Below are 19,545 nucleotides of genomic sequence, written 5' to 3' on the forward strand. Positions count from 1 at the left end.
CCGGGCCGCGGGCCCTTCAGCGGGAACGCTCGGCGTGGTGGGCCGGTTCGGTCGCGCGGCGGACGTGCCCGGCGATGCGCGCGTAGGTCTCGCGGACGGGTCGGGTGTCGTGCATGTCGTAACCGTGGTCGGTGCCGGTGACCACGTGGTGCTCGAGCAGCGCACCCGCGGTGCGGAGGCGTTCGGCGTAGCGCTCGGCCTCCGGGCGCAGGACGTCGTGCTCGGCGGTGATCACCACGGCCGGGGCCATCCCGCTCAGGTCCGCGGAGTCGCCGGGGTGGGCGGGGGATGCCAGGCGATGGGTGCGCTGCGCGGGGTCGGGGACGTAGGAGTGGTCGAAGACGTCCCGCATCCACGGCCGCAGGACCGGCGTGTTCGGGCCGCTCGGCTCGTACGGGCGGTCGCCGACCAGGTCGAGCACCGGGTAGTGCAGCACCTGCAGCGCGATCGGTGGACCGCCGTGCTCGAGGGCCTGGCGGGCCGCCGCGGTGGCGAGGTTGCCGCCGGCGCTCTGCCCGCCCACGCACAGGCGCCCGGCGTCCCAGCCGCGGGCGCCGCCGCGCTCGGCGATCCAGCGGAGCACGTCGAAGGCCTGGTGCGCCGGCTCGGGGAAGCGGTGCTGCGGGGCGAGCGCGTAGTCGACGTTGACCACCACGACGCCGGCCTCGGCGGCGAGGTAGCGGCACAGCGGGTCCTCCCACTCGGTCAGCGGCAGCACGAAGCCGCTGCCGTGGAAGTTGACGTACACCGGAGCGCCCGTCGGCTGCTCCGGCAGGTACACCACGGCGCGCGCCGGCGCGGCCTCGCGCGGGAGCTCGACGACGCGGCGCGGGCACGCCGGGTACCGCTCCCGCCCCGGGGTGCGGGTCAGCCGCACCGCCCACTGCATCGTCCGGGCGGCCAGCGCCGCCACCGCGGGGCGGGCGAGCATCGACATGGCGGGCCTCCTCGAGCGCTGCTTCCGACGTGGGTCTCCGTTGCGGGAGGGGCGGCTGGGGGGAGGGGGAGTTGGAGTTCGGGCGGGTCCTGCAGCAGCCGTCTTCCCGCGGTGCACCGGCGTTCGTCGCCTCCAGCACAGCGGACCGGGAGGTCGTGGCGCAACCGGCTGCTGCGGCACGCGGGTGTCCGGGCGCAGCGGAGCGGTGCCGCGGCGGTCCGGCGCGAGCAGCGGGCGGTCCGGTGCGGGCGGTGGCGGGCGCGGCCCTTACCATGCTGCGGATGACCACCCGCGATGATCTGCCCGCGTTCGAGCACCTGGACGCCGCGAACCTGCCGGTGCGCCAGCAGCGCATCCTGCTGACGATCCGGGACTGGGTGGTCCGCTGGGGGTATCCGCCGAGCACGCGGCAGCTCGCCGACGCGGTCGGCCTGCGGTCGACGTCGTCGGTGTCGAAGCACCTGTCGGCGCTGGAGGACAAGGGGCTCCTGCGGCGCAGTCCCAGCGTGTCCCGGCCGATCGACGTGCGGATGTTCCTGCAGGAACCCGCGGCGCAGGAGTCCACCGAGGACTCGGTCCCGGTTCCCGTGGTCGGCGACATCGCCGCCGGCAGCCCGATCACGGCGGAGGAGCACGTGGACGACGTGATCAAGCTGCCGCGGGAGCTGACCGGGCGCGGCAACGTTTTCGGGCTGCGGGTGCGCGGCGACTCGATGGTCGACGCCGCGATCTGCCACGGCGACATCGTCGTGGTGCGGCAGCAGCACGAGGCGCACTCGGGCCAGATCGTCGCGGCGATGATCGACGAGGAGGCCACCGTCAAGGTGTACCGGCGGCGCAGCGGCCACGTCGTGCTCGAACCGCGCAATCCCGAGTACCCGGTGCTCGACGGGGACGCCGCAGTCGTCCTCGGCGTCGTCACCTCGGTCCTGCGCAGCGTCTGAGCGTCCCGCCCCGCTCGTTCCGCCCGCCCCCTCCCGCCCTGCTCATTCCGCCCGCCCCATCCCGCCCCGCTCGTTCCCGTCCGCGGAGGCGCCCGCCAGCCCGCGGAACGCACGTCATCCGTGGAGCAGCGCCGCGGCACTTTCTGGAGTCGTTCCAGAGAGCGCAATTTTCATGAAAATTGGAAACTGTCCCCACGCGGATGGAGCACAAACGATCACCACGCTGTCGGGTGACGTGGGCCGCGGGAACGGCGTGCGGTGGGGGAGCGGTGCGCGGTGGGCCGCCTGATCCCCGGCGTCGCGGGGCCGGGGATCAGGCTCCGGGGGTGGTGCCGGGTCGTCCGGCTCGTCGGGTCCTCCGGCTCGTCGGGTTGATCTGGGCTCTGTCGGGGTGATCCGGACTGCTCGGGTGGTTCCGGATCCTCCGGGCGGTGCCCGGTCCTCCGGGGGTGCCCGGCCTCAGCTGTGGTCGAGGGCGTCGGAGGGCTTCTTGCGCAGGCGCTGCAGCACGGACGCGGCCCGCTCGGTCAGTCGCGGCGCGCGGGCGGGCCGCAACCGCCCGGCGATGGCGTCCTCGAGCAGCGCCCCCACGGTTTCCTGCGCGCAGGTCTTGTTCGCGCCGATCCCGCCGGAGGGGCCGCGCTTGACCCAGCCGACGACGTAGGTGCCGGGGCGGTCGTCCACGCGCCCGCTGGTGTGCGGGATCGTCGCGCTGGCCTCGTCGAACGGCAGACCGGGCAGCGCCGTGCCGCGGTAGCCGACGGCGGTGACCACCCTGCCGGTGCTGATGTCCACAGTGGTCCCACCGGAACCGCTGCCACCAGCACCGCTGCCGGTGACGCGCAGCCCGCGCACGCCGTCCTCGCCGAGGAACTCCCGCGGTGCGGAGTGGAAGCGCAGCACGATGCGGCGCCGCCCCGGCTGCGGAGGCGCGGACCAGTCGACGGTTTCGCGGGGGACGCCGCGCAGCAGCGCCGCCTTCTCCGCCTCACCCGCGGCATCGATGCCCGCGGCGGTGCGCGGATCGTGCCCGTCGACGACGAGGTCCACACCGGACTGCTGGTCGAGCGCGCGCAGCTCCGGTGCCGTGTAGGCGGCGGCCTCCGGGCCGCGCCGGCCGAGGACGACGACTTCCCGCACGTTGCTGGACCGCAGCTGCTCCAGCGCGGCGGGAGAGATCGGCGTGTCCGCCAACTGCTCGGGGTCGGCGGTGAGGATCCGCGCGACGTCGAGCGCCACGTTGCCGTTGCCGATCACGACCGCCCGCTCGGCGGAGAGGTCGAGCCCGCCCGCCGGGACGTCCGGATGCCCGTTGTACCAGGCCACGAGATCGGTGGCGGCGATGCTGCCGGGCAGGTCCTCGCCGGTCAGGCCGATGCGCTTGGCCGTGGAAGCGCCGACTGCGTAGATCACGGCGTCGTGCTGCTCGGCCAGCTCCGCGGCGGTGACGTCCTCGCCGACTTCGACGCCGAGCCGCAGCCGCACCCGCGGGTGGTCGTGGAAGCGGCTGAACGTCTCGCCGATCTTCCTGGTCGACGGGTGGTCGGGTGCCACGCCGTAGCGCACGAGACCGCCGGCGGTGGGCAGCCGGTCGATGAGCGTGACCCGGGCGCTGGTGTGCAGCAGCAGGTCCTCGGCGGCGTACATCCCCGCCGGGCCGGTGCCGACGACGGCGACGTCCAGCTGCGGGAAGTCCGGCGGCAGGTTCCGGTGGAACACCGGCGGGTTCCAGCTGTGGAAGTTCGGCGCCGGGTCCGCGTTCGCCGGCGCCGCTTCCCGCTCCGCGTAGTAGGCGGCGTTGATGTCGGCGTAGTCCTTGAGCGGTTCGGTCAGCTTCTCGACCGGGAAGATCGCCTCGACCGGGCACGCATCGGCGCAGGCACCGCAGTCGATGCAGGTCGCCGGGTCGATGTGCAGCATGTCGGTCTTGCCGAAGTCCGGCTCGTCCGGCGTCGGGTGGATGCAGTTGACCGGGCAGACCGCCACGCAGGACGCGTCGTTGCAGCAGGTCTGGGTGATCGCGAATGCCATGGGATCAGATCAGGTTCGCGCGCTTGTAGATCTGCTGCGCCGGTTTGGTCAGCAGGCCGGCGGAGCTGAGGAACTCCATCAGCCCGGAGCAGCTGGAGCGCAGCATCGACTTGTGGTGCTCGTTCGTCCTCGCCTCGCGGATGGCGCGCTTCGCGTCCAGGCCGGCGCGCTCGTAGACCGTGTCGTTGACCATGCTGGTGACGATGAAGTAGGAGGCGATCGCGACGACGACCGCGTTGATCTCCCGCCGCAGCCGGCTCGCTCCCTGCAGGCGGGCCTTGGTCTCCTCGCGGGCGAACTTCATGTGCCGCGATTCCTCGACGACGTGGATGTTGTTCACGGTGCGCACGAACGGCACGACGCGTTCGTCGCGCATCCAGTCGCGCTGCATCACGTCGAGGACTTCCTCGGCGACGAGGATCGCGGCGTAGGCGGCTTCGCCGGTGGCGACGGACTTGAACACGCGGCCGAGCTCGACGGCCGTCCGCCGCGGGCGGTAGGCGGGCGCGTTGAGCTTGGCGGCCCCGCGGGCGAACATGATCGAGTGCCGGCACTCGTCGGCGATCTCGGTCAGCGCCCACTGGAAGTCCGGGTTGGTCGGGTCCTTCGCGTAGTAGTCCCGCAGCATCATCTGCTGCAGGATCATCTCGAACCAGATGCCGGTGCTCGCCACCGACGCGGCTTCCTGCCGGGTGAGTTCGCGCTGCTGCTCCGGCGTCATCTCGCGCCAGTAGGCGGTTCCGTACAGGGTGCTCCACTCCGGGCTGGTGCCGTGGTAGTTCGTGTCCAGCGGCGTCTCCCAGTCGACCTCCTGCGCCGGGTCGTAGGAGAGGGTCTCCGAGGAGCGCAGCAGCCGGTCCGCCGTCTCGTGGCGGTCGGACTGCGGCGGGGCCGTGTGATCCGCGGTCATGGGAGCTCCCTGCGACGGTGACGACTCTGTCCGTTACCAAGCGGTAAGTGTTACTCGAAGTAACAGTTATTGGGTACCGCGTGGGACGTCGCACACAAGCGCGTGTGGCGCAAATCACTCATTTGGTCGCTCCTGTTGGGCCGCTGGTGGACCCGCGGGCGGGGAGCGCCCGGAACCCGCCGTCGGGGCCGGCGGGCTCCCCGGTCGCATCGGGCGGTTTCAGCGGCTCGTCGGGGTCGCGATCCATTCCGCGGGCTGCCCCGTGATCTCGGCTATGAGGTCGAAATCCTTGTCGTGGTGCAGCACGGTCGCGTCGTGCAGCTCCGCCGTTGCGGCGATGATCAGGTCCGGTATGGGGCGCCGATGCTTGCCGCGCTGCGCGAGCTGCTGCTGCACGTCGAGTGCGCGTCGGAGTGCTTCGGTGGTGGTGGGAAGCCATTCCAACGCGTCGAGCGTGGAGCGCATGGCGCTGTAGTCAGCGGCCGAACGCGCCGAGTAGAGGATTTCCAACGCGATGACTTCGCAGGTGGCCAGTTCCCCGGCGAGCAGGTGGTGATCCAGACGTGTCTTGGCGTCAGCGGATTGATGCCGTTGTTCGAAGGCGGACTTGTCCAGGAGGTAGCTCAACGCCAAGCTCCGTCCAGGGCCTCCGGCTGCGACAGGCTGGTGCTGATGAGGTCGAATCCTGAGAGGGCGTCCCGTCGTTTCCGTTCGGCCACGATGTGCGCGAGGGCAGCCCTGAGAGTCTCGGCTGCACCTTGGGTGCCCAGCTCTTCTGCAGCAGATCGCAACATGTCGTCATCGATGGACAGTGTTGTTCGCATCATCATCACCTCATATTTGCGCCCTTGAGGGCGCTATTGTAGCACAAAGTTATCTATTGTAAATGCTTTCATGGTTCATCGCGCAACTTGCGATACCTCGATTTTTATGCATGCGAGTGGTGTTGTGAGTGCTGTCGATCGATATGCCCGGATGCGGTCAGCATCCGGCCGTGATCGAGGGGCGCTGCCGTCCGAACAGGCGACGGGTGCCCGTGCGGCAGCCCCGCGCCCCGCCCCCGGTCGCATCGGGCGGTTCCGGCAGCTCGCCGAGGTCGCGATCCGATTGATCCGCGCCGGATATGAACCCGGTCGCGGTCGATATTTCACGCCGCGGGATCCGCTCGGAATACTCGGCCGCCGCACCGGTCCCGGCGACCTCCGCAGGGTCGCCCCGCCCAGCACCGGGCCGGCCGGTGCGTCCGCGCACCGCGGCATCCCCGCCGCCGTTGCAGGGAGGTCCCGTGACCAGCACGACCGGGCAGGAGGCGCGCACCGGAGCAGCACCGGCCCCGCGGTTCGAGCGCCCAGCGCGCCCGGTGGCCGGCCCGCGCCGCGCGATCGCGGACCTCACCGCGACCACCGCGGCGAACGGCCTCATCGGTCTGGTGTTCTCCGCGACCGGGCCGATCGCGGTGATCCTCGCGGCCGGGACGCGCGGCGGCCTGTCGCAGGCGCAGCTGGCCTCGTGGGTGTTCGGGGTGTTCGCGCTCAACGGCGTGCTGACCGTCCTGGCCTCGTGGCTGTACCGCCAGCCGCTGGCGTTCTTCTGGACCATCCCCGGCACGGTCGTCGTCGGCGGATCGCTGAACCACCTGGCCTGGCCCGAGGTGCTCGGCGCGTTCGTCGTCACCGGGCTGCTCGTCCTCGCGCTGGCGCTGACCGGATGGGTGCGCGCGGTCATGGCCGCGCTGCCCGTGCCGATCGTCATGGCCATGGTCGCCGGGGTCTTCCTGAGCTTCGGCCTCGACCTGATCACCGCGCTCGGTGCGGACCCGGTGCTGGCGGTGCCGATGGTCGCGGTGTTCGCGCTGCTGAGCGCGCACGCGAGCGGTGCGAAGGTCCCACCGGTGCTCGGCGCGCTCGTGGTGGGCGCGGTGGTGCTCCTCGCGGGCGGGCGCTTCACCGGTGGTTCCGGGCGGAGCGCCGGGTGGCTGGCGAGCCCGCTGCTGCAGACCCCGCAGTGGTCGTGGGCGGCGATCCTCGAGCTCGTCGTCCCGCTGGCGGTGACGGTGCTCGTCGTGCAGAACGGCCAGGGCATCGCCGTGCTGCGGCAGGCCGGCCACGAGCCGCCGGTGAACACGTCCGCCGTCCTCTGCGGGCTCTGGTCGCTGCCCGCGGCGTTCGTCGGCGCCGTGTCCACCTGCCTGACCGGTCCGACCAACGCGCTGCTGACGGCCTCCGGCGAGCGGGACCGGCAGTACACCGCGGGGCTGGTCTGCGGGCTGCTGGCGATCGTCACCGGCCTGTTCGCCCCCGCCTTCGTGCGGTTCATGCTCGCCGCGCCACCGGAGTTCATCGCCGTGCTCGGCGGTCTCGCGATGCTGCGCGCGCTGCAGGGCGCCTTCACCACCGCGTTCCGCGGCGGGTGCACGCTCGGCGCGCTGGTGGCGCTGCTCGTCACGGTCTCCGACGTGCAGCCGCTGAACATCAACTCGGCGTTCTGGGGGCTCGTCGCCGGTGTGGCGGTCTCCGCCGTGCTGGAGCGGCGGGACTTCGCCGCGGCCCGGGAGTCCGGCGGGGCGGCCTGACCCGGAGCTGGCGCCGGCCGAACCGGACCGGGCGGGACCGCCGGTGCGCATCGCGCTTCCGCGGCGGGCCGCGGAGATCTGGGACACCTCGCGGCACGGCTGGCGGCTCGTCCCCGGCGACTGCACCGCCGAGATCGGGCGCAGCGCCGGCGGCCCGCGGCTGCGCACCCGGGTGCGGGTCGGCTGAGCCGGCAGCGCACCGCCGCCGGGCGCGGTCACGGCTGCGCAGTATCGTGGCTGCCGGATGTGCCGGACCGCGATGGGAGCTGATCGTGTCGGTGGAGCCCCGCGTCGAACCTGAGCAGGGCGTCGGGCAGGAGCGCGCGGTCGAACTGGCCGTGGGCGGCATGACCTGCGCCGCGTGCGCCGCGCGGGTGGAGCGCAAGCTGAACAAGCTCGACGGCGTCTCGGCCAGCGTGAACTACGCCACCGAGAACGCCGCGGTGCGCGCCCCCGCGGAGGTCGACGTCGACCAGCTCGTCGCGCAGGTCGAGAAGGCCGGCTACACGGCCCGCCCGGTGCAGCGCGACCACCCCGACGAGGAGGACGCGCACCCGGACGAGGACCGCGTGCGCTACCTGTGGCGCCGCCTCGTGCTCGCCCTGCTGCTCGGCGTGCCCCTGGCGGACTTCTCGATCACGCTGGCGCTGGTGCCGTCGCTGCGGTTCCCCGGCTGGCAGTGGGGCCTGGTGCTGCTGACGCTGCCCGTGGTCACCTGGTGCGCCTGGCCGTTCCACCACAAGGCGTTCACCGCGGCGCGGCACGGCACGAGCTCGATGGACACGCTGGTGTCCGTCGGCATCATCGCGGCCAGCTGCTGGTCGTTCTACGCGGCGTTCGCCTACGGCGACGTGCAGCGCTCGGCCGACGGCGTGCTCGGGCTGGTGCTCGAACCCGGCGGGGCGCTGTACATCGAAGTGGCCGTGGGCGTGACGATCTTCGTGCTCGCCGGGCGGATGTTCGAGGCCAAGGCCAAGCGCACCGCGGGCGGTGCCCTGCGCGCCCTGGCCGAGCTCGGCGCCAGCGAGGTCGTCGTGGTGGCCGCGGACGGTTCCGAGTCCACCGTGCCGGTCTCGCAGCTGCGCGTGGGCGAGCGGTTCCTCGTGCGCCCCGGTGAGACCGTCGCCACCGACGGCGTCGTCGAGTCCGGCGCGGCCACCGTGGACAGCAGCTCGATGACCGGCGAGTCGGTGCCGGCCGAGGTGACCGCGGGCGACGCGGTCATCGGCGGCACCACGGCGCTCGGCGGGCGCCTCCTCGTCCGCGCCGAGCGCGTCGGCTCGGACACGCAGCTGGCCCAGCTGGTCGACCTCGTCGAGCGGGCGCAGACCGACAAGGCCGGGGTGCAGCGGCTCGCCGACCGGATCTCGGGCGTGTTCGTCCCCGCGGTGTTCGCGCTGGCCGCGCTGACCTTCGCCGGGTGGATGCTCGCCGGAGGCGGGGTGGAGACCGCCTTCGGCGCCGCCCTGGCCGTGCTCATCATCGCCTGCCCCTGCGCGCTCGGATTGGCCACGCCGACGGCGCTGCTGGTGGCCTCCGGCCGCGGCGCCCAGCTCGGCGTGTTCATCAAGGGCCACCAGGCGCTGGAATCGGCGCGCGCCGTGGACACGGTGGTGCTGGACAAGACCGGCACGGTCACCACCGGCCGGATGTCCGTGGTGGACGTGCGCGCCACCGGTGACACCGGTGAGCTGCTGCGGCACGCCGGCGCGGTCGAGCACGCCTCCGAGCACGTGGTGGCCCGGGCGATCTCGGCGCACGCCGCCGACGCGGTCGGCGCGCTGCCGGAGGTGGAGCGCTTCGCCGGGCTCTCCGGTCTCGGTGCCCGCGGCGCGGTGGAGGGCCACGAGGTCCTCGTCGGCTCGCGGCGGCTGCTGTCCGAGGAGGGCGTCGAGCTGCCCGCCGAGCTCGACGAGGTGCGCGAGCAGTGGGAGGGCTCCGGGTGCACCACCGTCTGCGTGGCGCGCGACGGAGCCGCGGTCGGGCTGTTCGCCGTGGCCGACGCGGTGCGCGCGAGCGCGGCTGCGGCGGTGGCCGAGCTGCGCTCCCTCGGGCTGCGCACGGTGCTGCTCACCGGGGACAACGAGGCCACCGCGCGCTCGGTGGCCGACGAGATCGCCGTCGACGAGGTGATCGCCGAGGTGCTGCCCGCGGACAAGGCCGCCGTGGTGGAACGGCTGCAGGAGCGGGGCAGCGCGGTGGCGGTGGTCGGCGACGGGGTCAACGACGCCCCGGCGCTGGCGCGCGCCGACCTCGGGCTGGCCGTGGTCACCGGTACCGACGTGGCCATCGGCGCGGCAGACCTGGTCCTCGTGCGCACCGATCTGCACGTGGTGCCGACCGCGGTCCGCCTGGCCCGCGCCACGCTCGGCACCATCCGCGGCAACCTGGCCTGGGCGTTCGGCTACAACGTGGCCGCGCTGCCGGTGGCGGCCCTCGGCCTGCTCAACCCGCTCGTCGCCGCGGCCGCGATGGCGCTGTCCTCGCTGCTGGTGGTGTCCAACAGCATGCGGCTGCGCACCTTCGCGGAGGCGGGCGGCCGGCGGGGCGCCGGCGCTCAGCGCGAGGCGGCGCCCGCTCCGGTGGCCGCGCGGTAGTCCTCCGGCGACGAGGCGGCGAACACCTCGTCGGTGCGCGACCACCGGGCGAGCAGCGCGGCCAGCATGCCGAACAGCACCAGCTCGCCGATCACCAGCGCGAGGATGCCCCCCAGCCGCTGGTCGGCCAGCAGGTCCGGCACCCACGGCAGCGCCAGCGCCTCGTACATGTTCGACGCGGCCGGGCCGTTGCCGATCTCCCTGTCGGTGCCGATGACCAGCGCGCCGAAGACGATGTCGGCGGGCATGGCGGCCAGCAGCATGCCCAGCCGCGCGATGCTCGGCAGCGGCCGCGGCGCCCGGTCGGCGCCGATGAGCGGCCAGGCGAACAGGTAGCCGACCACGAGGAACCACGCGTTGATGAGGATGTGGCCCCAGTGGTAGCGCACGAGGGCGTCGAACAGGTCGGTGAAGTACAGCAGGAAGGGTGATCCGGCGAACAGCACCAGCGCCACGAGCGGGTGCGTCAGCCAGCGCACCGCCCGCGAGTCCTGCAGCAGGTCCGCCCAGTCGGACGCCCCCGGCAGCTGCGCGCTGCCGCCGCGGCCGCAGGTGCGCAGCAGCGTCAGCGGTCCGCCGAGAGCGAGCAGCGCCGGCACGGCCATGGACACGAGCATGTGGCTGGCCATGTGCATGCTGAACATCGCCGCCGCGTACCGGCCGAGACCGGAGGAGGTCGCCACGAGCAGCAGCAGGCACCCGGCGAGCCAGGCCAGCGTGCGGGCCAGCGGCCACCGCAGGCCGCGCCGCCGCAGGCGCACCACCCCCACCAGGTATGCGACCGCCAGGGCCGCGGCGAGCGCGGTGAACACGAGCTCGAGCCGCCAGTCGGTCAGCAGCCGCCACGGCGTGGGCGGCCCGGCCAGGTGGTAGCCGAGCAGCGTGTCCTGCGTGCCGCCGGCCCGGTCCAGCGCCGCCGGCAGCGGCAGGTGCGTCAGCCCGATCGACAGCCCCACCGCGCCCAGCAGCACGAGCAGCTCGGTCCCGGCCAGCCGCAGCGGTCCGGACCAGCCCTGCCCCGGTCGGTCCAGGCCGCGCAGCACCCGGCGCCGCAGCGCGAGCCCACCGGCGGCCAGCGCGGCGACGAGCAGCGTCTTGACCAGCAGCGCGCGGCCGTACGGTGAGGTGAGCAGTTCGGACGGCGGAACGAGCACGAACGCGTCGGCCACGCCCGAGGCGATGAGCACGAGCAGGCACGCCGCGGCCAGCCGCGAGTACCGCGCCGCCAGCTCACCGCCGAGGCCGCCCGCGCGGCGCGCGTGGGCCAGCAGGGCGATGAGCGTGCCGAGCCACAGGGCCGCGGCCGGGACGTGCATCACCCGCGCGGCGATGGCCAGGTCGTGGCCCGCGTCGGAGGCGCCGTGCGCGGTCACCAGCGGCGGCAGCAGCGCGAGCGCGGCCAGCACCAGCAGCCCGGCGGCGGAGCGCCAGGCCAGCGCGGTCCGCGCGCCGAACGCGACGACCGCGGCGAGCACCGCGGCGACCAGCCACGCCCGCGGGGTCTCCAGCGCGGGCAGCAGGCCGAGCAGCTGCTCGGGGACGAGCGCTTCGCGCAGCGGGACCCCGGCCTGCTCCGCGGCGCTGAACGGCACCAGCAGCAGCGCGCCCGCGCACCAGGCGATCCCGGTGCGCCCGGCCACGCGGAGCTGCGCGTAGGCGGGGGCGGTGACCGTGCCGGAGGACTGGGCGCGCGTGCAGCAGGTCGCGAAGGCCAGCGCGCCGAGGCACACGACGGCGGCCAGTTCGGTGACCAGCCGCAGCACGGGCGTACCGATGCGGATGACCGCCCCGGGGTCGGCGCTGCCCACGGCCGCGTAGGGCGCGGTGCCCGCGGCCAGGGCGATCGCGGCGACGACGGCGGCGGCCAGCACCGGACCGGCGACGAGCAGCCAGGTCGGTGCGGATCTGCGTGCGGATGTCACGGCGCCATTCTCGCGCGGCGGCACCTGCGCCCCTCCGCACCCCGGTGCGCTGCTCCGCGGCGGGTCACACGCTCCGCGCGAAACGCCGGTACAGCAGCAGGGCCAGCACGCCGTTGACCGCGAGGCCGCCGAGGACGTGGGGCCACCACTGGCCGCCCTCGGACAGGGTCCAGTACGCCTGGGCCGGCCAGTAGGTGGGGATGACCCCGAGCGCGAGCTGCCACGGCGAGTCGAGGAAGTAGCCGATCAGCGGCAGACCCGCGAGCACGATCGCCACGCCGCGCACGACCGCCAGCCCCTCCACCTTGTTCCGCGCCAGCGCCAGGACCAGCAGTGCGAACATGACTCCGCACAGGCCGTTGCCCAGGCCGATGACGGCGAGCCCGGGCAGCTGCTCCGCGGGCAGCATGCCGCTGGCGGCCATCGTCGCGACCGTGTACAGCGCGGTCAGCAGCAACGCCGTCACCGCGCGGTAGGCCACCACCCGGAGGAGCGGCACCGGGGTGACGCGCAGCGCGGTGAGCGTGCCGGAGTCGCGCTCGTCCAGCACGAGCATCCCCGTGAGGCCGCCGACCACGACCGGGCTGGTCAGCAGCAGGAACGCCGTCAGGATCAGCGGGTGGTACGGCGCGAGGTCCAGGCCGTAGCGCGCGTGCACGGCCGCGGCCACGGGCGGCGTGCCGAAGCGGAGCAGCGCGATCCAGCCCAGCGGGGCCAGCACGACGGCGATGAGCAGCGGTTCCCGCCGGATGCCGCGGAGGTCGTTGCGTCCGAGGACGGCGAAGGCGCTGGCCATCACGCACCTCCCGAGCGCGCGACGACGCAGCGGGTGAACAGGCGCCCGGCGAACCACCACAGCACCGCGGCGCAGACCACGGGGTAGAGCAGCGCGTAGGCGACCATCCCCGGTGGCAGGGCGACCTGGTCGAACGCCGCGCCGAGCAGGTGCAGCGGCCCGTAGGTCGGGATGAGCGCGAACCACCAGCTCTGCCACACCCCGGAGTAGGGGAAGATCGGCAGGGTGCACAGCGCCAGCGGCAGCATCGACGGCAGGTACCAGTCGCTGACGGAGGCGAACGGCATCGAGCTGGCGAAGCTCACCAGCAGCATGATCACCGTCCCGAGCACCGCGCCGGCCACGAGCGGGGCGGGGTGGTAGCCGGTCCCGTGCGCGACCGTCGCGACCACGAGGGCGAGCACTGTGGACAGAGCTGTCAGCAGGACCACTTTGGACGCCAGGTACTCGCCGAACCGCAGCGGTGTGACGACCAGGGCGTGCACCGTGCGTTCGCCCTTCTCGAAGAACACCGCACCGGCGATGAAGAAGAAGCCGACGATGGACAGGTCGCCGAGGATCACGTACGGCTCGGCCAGCGAGCGCAGGTCCCGCGGCATCGGCAGCAGGATCGCCAACCACAGCAGCCCGGAGAACACACCGGCGTGCAGGAACCGGTAGCGGTACTGCAGCCGCAGCTCCAGCCGCAGCGCGGTGCCGAACCGGCGGAGAGCTGCGCGGGGCGCGAGTGCGGCGGTGGTCATCGCAGGCTCCTCCCGGTCGTTTCGACGAACACGTCGTCGAGGGTGGCCTCCTGGCTGTGCAGCGTTTCCACGCGCTGCGTGCGCACCAGCTCCCGGAACGCGGCGTCATCGGCGAGCCCGTCCAGGTCGAACTCCGCCGCGGCGAGCTCGCCGGACCCGGTGCGGTACTCCACCCGCACCGCGCGCTGGCTGCGGGCGACCTTCAGCTCCTTGGGCGCGTCCAGCGCGGCGATGCGGCCGTCGACGACGAAGGCCACGCGGTCGCAGAGCTCGTCGGCGGTGGCCATGTCGTGCGTGGTGAGGAAGACCGTCGTGCCGCGGGCCTTCTGCTCGAGCACCAGGTCGAGGATCCGGCGCGCGTTGCGCGGGTCCAACCCGGAGGTGGGCTCGTCGAGGAACAGCAGGGCCGGCCCGTGCAGCAGGGCGCGGGCGAACCCCAGCCGCACCTGCATGCCCTTGGAGAACCGGCCGACCTTCGTGCGCGCGTCCGCGGCCAGCCCGACGGCGTCCAGCAGCTCGCGCGGGTCGGTGGCGGCGCCGTCGTGCAGCTGCGCGAAGAGCTCCAGGTTCTCCAGCGCGGTCAGCTTCTGGTAGTGGTTGGGCAGTTCGAAGGACACGCCGATGTTGCGGTAGTGGTCCTGGCCCGCCGCGGCCGGATCCGCTCCCAGCACCGACACGCGACCGCCGTGCCCCGTCAGCAGTCCGATGAGGATCTTCTGCGTCGTGGACTTCCCGGCCCCGCTCGGTCCGAGGAACCCGAAGACCTCGCCCGCCCCCACGGTGAAGCCCATGCCGCGCACGGCGGGCTCGGACGAACCCGCGTAGGTGTAGGTCAGGTCCTGCACGGACACGGCCTCGGTCGGCTCCGCCGCCGCGGACCGCTGCCCGGCGGAGGGGTACCCGGCGGGGGTGTTCCCGGCGGGGGCGCGCCCGGTGGGGGCGTGGCCGGTGGAGGTGTTCCCGGCGGGGGCGTGGTCGCTCGTGTCCCGTGTCATTCGGCGTCCTCGCGGTGCGCGGCGTCCTCGCGGTGCGCTGTGGTCAGTCCGGTGGCGACCACGTCGGTGAGCAGCTGCGCGACCGCCTCGTAGTGCTCGCCGAACTCCTCGCGGTGCGCGGCGATGAGCCCGGCGGCGCGGATGACGCCGAACACGAGCTCGGGATCGGCGTCGACCAGCTGCCCGCACCGCTGCCAGCGGGTGATGAAGTCGAGGACGGGCTGCAGGAGGTGGGGCCGCACCCGTTCGGCCTCGTCGGCGCCGACGCGCCGGCGCACGACTTCGAGCTCGTCGGGGTGCGTGAGCAGCCGCCGGTAGAGCGGATCGTTCGCGGTGGTCTCGCGGCTGCCGGTGAGGATGCGCACCAGGCCGGTGCGCGCGTCGCCGACCTGCTGCAGGTCGCCGAGGGCGCGTTCGGCGACCTGCGGTGCCTGGCGGAGCATCAGCTCCAGGTAGAGCTGCTCCTTCGAGTCGAAGAACGCGTAGAAGCTGCTCTTGGCGATGCCCGCGCGGCCGGCGAGTTCCTCCAGGGAGGTCTTGCGCAGGCCCTGCGTGGTGAACAGCTCGTAGCCGGCGGAGAGCAGCTCCGCGGTGACGCGTTCGCGCTCCTCCGCGGTGAACTTGGCGGGCATACCGCCTCCCTGCCTTTCTCTGCCCGGGGACTTCCTGCCCGGGGCTTCTTGCTGGGGACTTCTTGCCGGCGGCTTCTGCTGGGGCCTTCTCGCCGGGGCTGGCGCGAGCTCCGCCGGCGCCAGACCCTCCCGCGTGCTCCGCGGCCGCCGCTCCCACCCGCCCCCGGTGTGCGCATTCCCGCGGAATGGACATGTCCCTCGTGCGGAGCCGCCTGCTGAGTGATCAGCGGACCTGCCGGCGCCGCGGCCGGCTGGCGGGGGTGCGTGGTCGCGGTGCTCGTGGAGAATCCGTGCGAACAATGTGGTTTTCCGTTCACGAAAACCGTACTCCTCGGCGAGGCGGCGCGACAAGGTCACGGCACTGCGGCGACTTTGACACCCTACCCCCCTAGGGTATAACTTCAGGTGTGTCGCAACCGCTGCGGAGGGAGTCGGGCGATGCCGCACCCCGGAGGAGCCGGTTCCGAGCAGACCGGCGTGGAACTGGCGATCGAAGGGATGACCTGCGCTTCGTGCGCCGCGCGGGTGGAGCGCAAGCTGAACAAGCTCGACGGCGTCGAGGCCAGCGTCAACTACGCCACCGAGAAGGCGAAGGTGCAGCGCCCCGCCGCGGTCGGCGACGACGAGCTCATCCGCGCCGTCGAAGCCGCGGGCTACGGCGCCCGCCTGCCCGCGCCGGAGCAGGAGGCCGAGCAGGCCGAGCAGCGGCGCCTGACCGAGCTGCGCACCCGCGTGCTCGTCTCCGCGGTCCTGTCCGTACCGGTCATCGCGCTGGCGATGGTCCCCGCGTGGCAGTTCACCGCCTGGCAGTGGGTCTCGCTGGTGCTGGCCGCGCCCGTCGTGCTGTGGGGCGCGCTGCCGTTCCACAGCGCCACGTGGACGAACCTGCGGCACGGCGCGGTCACGATGGACACGCTCATCTCGATGGGCACGCTCGCCGCGTTCGGCTGGTCGCTGTACGCGCTCGTGTTCGGCAGCGCCGGGGAGATCGGCATGACCCACGCGTTCGAGCTGTCCGTGCAGCGCGGCGAGGGCGGTGGCGCGATCTACCTCGAAGTCGCCGCGGGCGTGACCGCGTTCGTGCTCGCCGGCCGGTACTTCGAGGCGAGGTCCAAGCGCAGCTCCGGTGCGGCGCTGCGCAAACTGCTGGACATGGGCGCCAAGGACGTCGCCGTGCTGCGCGGCGGCGAGGAGCACCGCCTGCCCGTCGAGCAGCTGCGCGTCGACGACGTCTTCGTCGTCCGGCCCGGCGAGAAGATCGCCACCGACGGCGTCGTCACCGAGGGCTCCTCGGCCGTGGACGCGGGCATGCTCACCGGCGAGTCCGTGCCCGTCGAAGTGGGCTCCGGCGATGAGGTCGTCGGCGCGACGGTGAACGCGGGCGGGCGGCTGGTCGTGCGCGCCACCCGCGTCGGCGCGGACACGCGCCTGGCCCAGATGGCGCGGCTCGTCGAGGACGCCCAGAGCGGCAAGGCGCAGGTGCAGCGGCTCGCCGACCGCATCTCCGCCGTGTTCGTGCCGATCGTGCTGGCCCTGGCGCTCGGCACGCTCGTGTTCTGGCTGGTCACCGGCGGGCCGGTGCAGGCGTTCACCGCGGCGGTGGCCGTGCTCATCATCGCCTGCCCGTGCGCGCTCGGGCTGGCCACGCCGACGGCGCTGCTCGTCGGCACCGGTCGGGGCGCCCAGCTCGGCATCCTCATCAAGGGCCCGGAGGTGCTCGAGTCCACCCGCCGCGTCGACACGGTCGTGCTGGACAAGACCGGCACCGTCACCAGCGGGCGGATGGAGCTGACCGGCGTGCACACCACCGCCGGAAGCTCCGAGGAGGAGGTGCTCGCCCTCGCCGGCGCGGTCGAGAGCGGTTCGGAGCACCCGGTCGCGCAGGCGGTCGCGCGCGATGCCGCCGAGCGCACCGGCCGGCTCGGCGAGGTCGAGGAGTTCGGCAACGAGGCGGGCCTCGGCGTCCGCGGGATCGTCGACGGGCACGCCGTCCTCGTCGGTCGGCAGGCCCTGCTGGAGCGGTGGAGCATCACCGTGCCCGCGGAGCTCACCGCGGCCAGGGAGGCCGCCGAGCGGCGCGGCGCCACCGCGGTGCTCGTGGCCGCCGACGGCCTCGCCCGCGGGGTGCTCGTCGTCGCCGACGCGGTCAAGCCGACCTCGGCCGAGGCCGTGCGCTCCCTGCGCGGGCTGGGACTGCACCCCGTGCTGCTGACCGGGGACAACGAGGCGGCCGCGCGGACCATCGCCGAAGGCGTCGGCATCGACGACGTGCGCGCCGAAGTGCTGCCGCAGGACAAGGTGGACGCGGTCGCGCAGCTGCAGGCCGGGGGGCGCGCGGTGGCCGTGGTCGGCGACGGGGTCAACGACGCCGCGGCCCTGGCGCAGGCCGATCTCGGCCTCGCGATGGGCACGGGCACCGATGTCGCCATCGAGGCCGGCGACCTCACGCTGGTGCGGGGCGACCTGCGGGCCGCGGTGGACGCGATCCGGCTGTCGCGCCGCACGCTCGGCACGATCAAGGGCAACCTGTTCTGGGCGTTCGCCTACAACACGGCGGCGCTGCCGCTGGCCGCGGCCGGACTGCTCAACCCGATGATCGCCGGGGCGGCGATGGCCTTCAGCTCGGTGTTCGTGGTCAGCAACAGCCTGCGCCTGCGGCGGTTCCGCAGCGCCGCGGGCCGGGCGGAGGCCGGTGCCGCCCCGAGCGAGCCGCGTCCGGCGGTGCCGGCTTCCGCGGCGCGTTGAGGGGAAGCCGTGCGGATCGGTGCTCGCCAGCCCGGCCGCTGCGGTGGTCACGCCTCGCGGCGGGCCCGCTGGCGTCCGGTGCGGCTGGTGAGATCGGTCTCGATGTCCTCGAGCGTGCGGTTCTTCGTCTCCGGCAGCCAGCGGTAGAGGTAGATCAGCACGAACAGCCCGAGCACGCCGTAGAGCCAGAACACCCCGGCGGGTCCGCCGAACAGGCCGATGAGCGTGAGCACCGAGACGGACACGACGAAGTTCAGCGCCCAGTGCGAGACGATGCCGAACGAACCCGCCTTGCCGCGCACGCTGCTCGGGAAGATCTCGCTGTTGACCAGCCAGATCGCGATGCCGAGGCTGCAGGCGAACGCCGACTGGTAGACGATCAGCGCGGCGATGAGCAGCACGGCGACCGTGCCCTGCACCGGCTGGGTGAACAGCAGGCCGATGAAGGCCAGGGCGGCGATGATCACGACCGTGCCGCCGAGGATGAGCGGGCGCCGCCCGAGCCGGTCGATGAACACCAGCGCGAAGATCGTGAACAGCACGTTGAGCGTGCCGATGCCCACCGAGGCCAGGATCGCGCCCGCATCGCCGAATCCGGCGTCGGTGAGGATCGTGGGCGCGTAGTAGATGATCGCGTTCACCCCGACGACCTGGCTGCCGCCGGCGGCGGCGACGCCGACGGAGACCCACCGGCGGTAGCGCGGCCCGAGCAGTTCGCGGTAGGTGATGCGCCCCTCGGCCCGCACCGTGTCGCGGATCTCGGTGAGCTCGGACTCGACGTGCTCGGGCGGCCGGGTGCGGGCGAGCACGGCCCGCGCTTCGTCCTGCCGGCCGTGCGTGATCAGCCAGCGCGGACTCTCCGGTAGTCGCAGCAGACCGAGGAACATGGCCACGGCGGGCAGCACGGCCACGCCGAGCATCCACCGCCACGCGCCGGTGTGGGACAGGCCGTAGCCGACGACGTACGAGACGAGGATGCCGACGGTGACCATGAACTGGTGCAGCGACACGAGCGTGCCCCGCCGGTGCGGTGGCGCCATCTCGGCGATGTAGCCGGGGACGACGAGCGAGGAGATCCCGATGGCCACGCCGAGGAATCCGCGGGACGCCACCAGGAACGCCACGTTCGGTGCCAGCGCGCAGGCCAGCGTGGCCAGGATGAACAGCACGGTCACGGCGATGAGGGTGTTGCGGCGTCCCGCCCGGTCGGACACGGGGCCGCCGATGAGCACGCCGATGACCGCGCCGACGAGGATCGAGGCGGTCACGACTTCCTGCGTGGAGTCGCCGAATCCGAACTCCGGTCGGATGTAGAGGATGGCCGCCGAGATGACGCCGGTGTCGTAGCCGAACAGCAACCCGCCGAACGCCGCGATGATCGACGCGCCGATGACGAGGCCGCTTCCGCTGGCGCGCCGGGGGCCGTTGCTCTCGCGTGCGGTGCCACTCGTCACGGCAGCTCCCTCCGACGGCGGTGCCGGCTCCGAACTGGAGAACGCACGCCCGGATCGTACGAGCAGCGCGGGGTTTCCGCCGGACCGCGGACGTCGCACGTCCGAGCACTGTGGACGCCGGACGGCTCCGGCGCGGAGGGGGCGCCGCGGTCGGCGGGCTCCACCCCGCCGCGGAGGGGAGCGGGGCCGCCACCGTGCTCTGCCGGGGTCCTCCTTCCGGCTGATGCGCTACCGAGTAGGAAATTTTCCTGGTTTACCTGTGTTTTG

The 19,545-nt window shown here is 73.2% G+C and carries 16 protein-coding genes; 5 read left to right on the forward strand and 11 right to left on the reverse strand.

Annotated elements, in window-relative coordinates; all coding sequences use genetic code 11:
• Positions 1–16: 16 nt before the first annotated feature.
• Positions 17–937 carry an alpha/beta hydrolase gene (locus ACVGV0_RS02905; protein WP_459158304.1) on the reverse strand — a complete coding sequence of 307 codons (921 nt, stop codon included), beginning with the start codon at positions 935–937 and terminating at the stop codon, positions 17–19.
• A 281-nt stretch (positions 938–1,218) separates the two neighbouring features.
• Between ACVGV0_RS02905 and lexA the strand changes: the two genes are divergently transcribed.
• Entirely contained in the window at positions 1,219–1,881 is a 663-nt protein-coding gene (gene lexA / locus ACVGV0_RS02910; RefSeq protein WP_459158305.1) for a transcriptional repressor LexA, read from the forward strand.
• Positions 1,882–2,340: 459 nt separating this feature from the next.
• Here lexA and ACVGV0_RS02915 read toward each other — a convergent pair whose 3' ends face one another.
• The 4 genes from ACVGV0_RS02915 to ACVGV0_RS02930 form a co-directional block, all read right to left on the reverse strand.
• Positions 2,341–3,912 carry an FAD-dependent oxidoreductase gene (locus ACVGV0_RS02915; RefSeq protein ID WP_459158306.1) on the reverse strand — a complete coding sequence of 524 codons (1,572 nt, stop codon included), beginning with the start codon at positions 3,910–3,912 and terminating at the stop codon, positions 2,341–2,343.
• A gap of 4 nt (positions 3,913–3,916) precedes the next feature.
• Positions 3,917–4,822, reverse strand: coding sequence for an AurF N-oxygenase family protein (locus tag ACVGV0_RS02920; RefSeq protein ID WP_459158307.1), 906 nt, complete (start codon positions 4,820–4,822; stop codon positions 3,917–3,919).
• 219 nt (positions 4,823–5,041) lie between these two features.
• Complete coding sequence (locus ACVGV0_RS02925; RefSeq protein ID WP_459158308.1) at positions 5,042–5,449, reverse strand: PIN domain-containing protein; 408 nt, start codon at positions 5,447–5,449, stop codon at positions 5,042–5,044.
• Positions 5,446–5,652 carry a type II toxin-antitoxin system VapB family antitoxin gene (locus tag ACVGV0_RS02930; RefSeq protein WP_459158309.1) on the reverse strand — a complete coding sequence of 69 codons (207 nt, stop codon included), beginning with the start codon at positions 5,650–5,652 and terminating at the stop codon, positions 5,446–5,448. The genes ACVGV0_RS02925 and ACVGV0_RS02930 overlap by 4 nt, the downstream gene beginning before the upstream one ends.
• Before the next feature lie 455 nt (positions 5,653–6,107).
• On the opposite strand from ACVGV0_RS02930, the gene ACVGV0_RS02935 reads away from it, so the two are divergent.
• The 3 genes from ACVGV0_RS02935 (at position 6,108) to ACVGV0_RS02945 (ending at position 9,991) form a co-directional block, all read left to right on the forward strand.
• Positions 6,108–7,394 carry a benzoate/H(+) symporter BenE family transporter gene (locus ACVGV0_RS02935; protein WP_459158310.1) on the forward strand — a complete coding sequence of 429 codons (1,287 nt, stop codon included), beginning with the start codon at positions 6,108–6,110 and terminating at the stop codon, positions 7,392–7,394.
• 43 nt (positions 7,395–7,437) lie between these two features.
• A complete protein-coding gene (locus ACVGV0_RS02940) occupies positions 7,438–7,581 on the forward strand; it encodes a hypothetical protein (protein ID WP_459158311.1) in 144 nt (47 codons plus the stop codon).
• Between the two features lie 82 nt (positions 7,582–7,663).
• Positions 7,664–9,991: a heavy metal translocating P-type ATPase gene (locus ACVGV0_RS02945; RefSeq protein WP_459159903.1), complete on the forward strand. Its 2,328-nt coding sequence runs from the start codon at positions 7,664–7,666 to the stop codon at positions 9,989–9,991.
• Here the strand turns inward: ACVGV0_RS02945 and ACVGV0_RS02950 are convergent.
• The 5 genes from ACVGV0_RS02950 to ACVGV0_RS02970 form a co-directional block, all read right to left on the reverse strand.
• A complete protein-coding gene (locus tag ACVGV0_RS02950; RefSeq protein ID WP_459158312.1) occupies positions 9,952–11,913 on the reverse strand; it encodes a cytochrome c oxidase assembly protein in 1,962 nt (653 codons plus the stop codon). The two genes, ACVGV0_RS02945 and ACVGV0_RS02950, sit on opposite strands and share 40 nt — an antisense overlap.
• Positions 11,914–11,977: 64 nt before the next feature.
• On the reverse strand, positions 11,978–12,709 hold the full coding sequence (locus ACVGV0_RS02955; RefSeq protein WP_459158313.1) for an ABC transporter permease: 732 nt from the start codon (positions 12,707–12,709) through the stop codon (positions 11,978–11,980).
• Positions 12,709–13,452: a fluoroquinolone export ABC transporter permease subunit gene (locus ACVGV0_RS02960; protein ID WP_459158314.1), complete on the reverse strand. Its 744-nt coding sequence runs from the start codon at positions 13,450–13,452 to the stop codon at positions 12,709–12,711. Before ACVGV0_RS02960 ends, ACVGV0_RS02955 begins: the two co-directional genes overlap by 1 nt.
• Complete coding sequence (locus ACVGV0_RS02965) at positions 13,449–14,447, reverse strand: ABC transporter ATP-binding protein (RefSeq protein ID WP_459158315.1); 999 nt, start codon at positions 14,445–14,447, stop codon at positions 13,449–13,451. Before ACVGV0_RS02965 ends, ACVGV0_RS02960 begins: the two co-directional genes overlap by 4 nt.
• A complete protein-coding gene (locus ACVGV0_RS02970) occupies positions 14,444–15,079 on the reverse strand; it encodes a TetR/AcrR family transcriptional regulator (protein WP_459158316.1) in 636 nt (211 codons plus the stop codon). Before ACVGV0_RS02970 ends, ACVGV0_RS02965 begins: the two co-directional genes overlap by 4 nt.
• A 438-nt stretch (positions 15,080–15,517) precedes the next feature.
• Here ACVGV0_RS02970 and ACVGV0_RS02975 point away from each other — a divergent pair, with 438 nt between their 5' ends.
• Positions 15,518–17,824 carry a heavy metal translocating P-type ATPase gene (locus ACVGV0_RS02975; protein ID WP_459158317.1) on the forward strand — a complete coding sequence of 769 codons (2,307 nt, stop codon included), beginning with the start codon at positions 15,518–15,520 and terminating at the stop codon, positions 17,822–17,824.
• Between the two features lie 47 nt (positions 17,825–17,871).
• On the opposite strand, the gene ACVGV0_RS02980 is transcribed toward ACVGV0_RS02975, so the two are convergent.
• Positions 17,872–19,278 (reverse strand): sugar porter family MFS transporter, encoded by a 1,407-nt coding sequence (locus ACVGV0_RS02980; protein WP_459158318.1) that lies wholly within the window; start codon positions 19,276–19,278, stop codon positions 17,872–17,874.
• Positions 19,279–19,545 lie beyond the last annotated feature (267 nt).

The sequence above is a fragment of the Salinifilum ghardaiensis genome, from assembly GCF_054491345.1.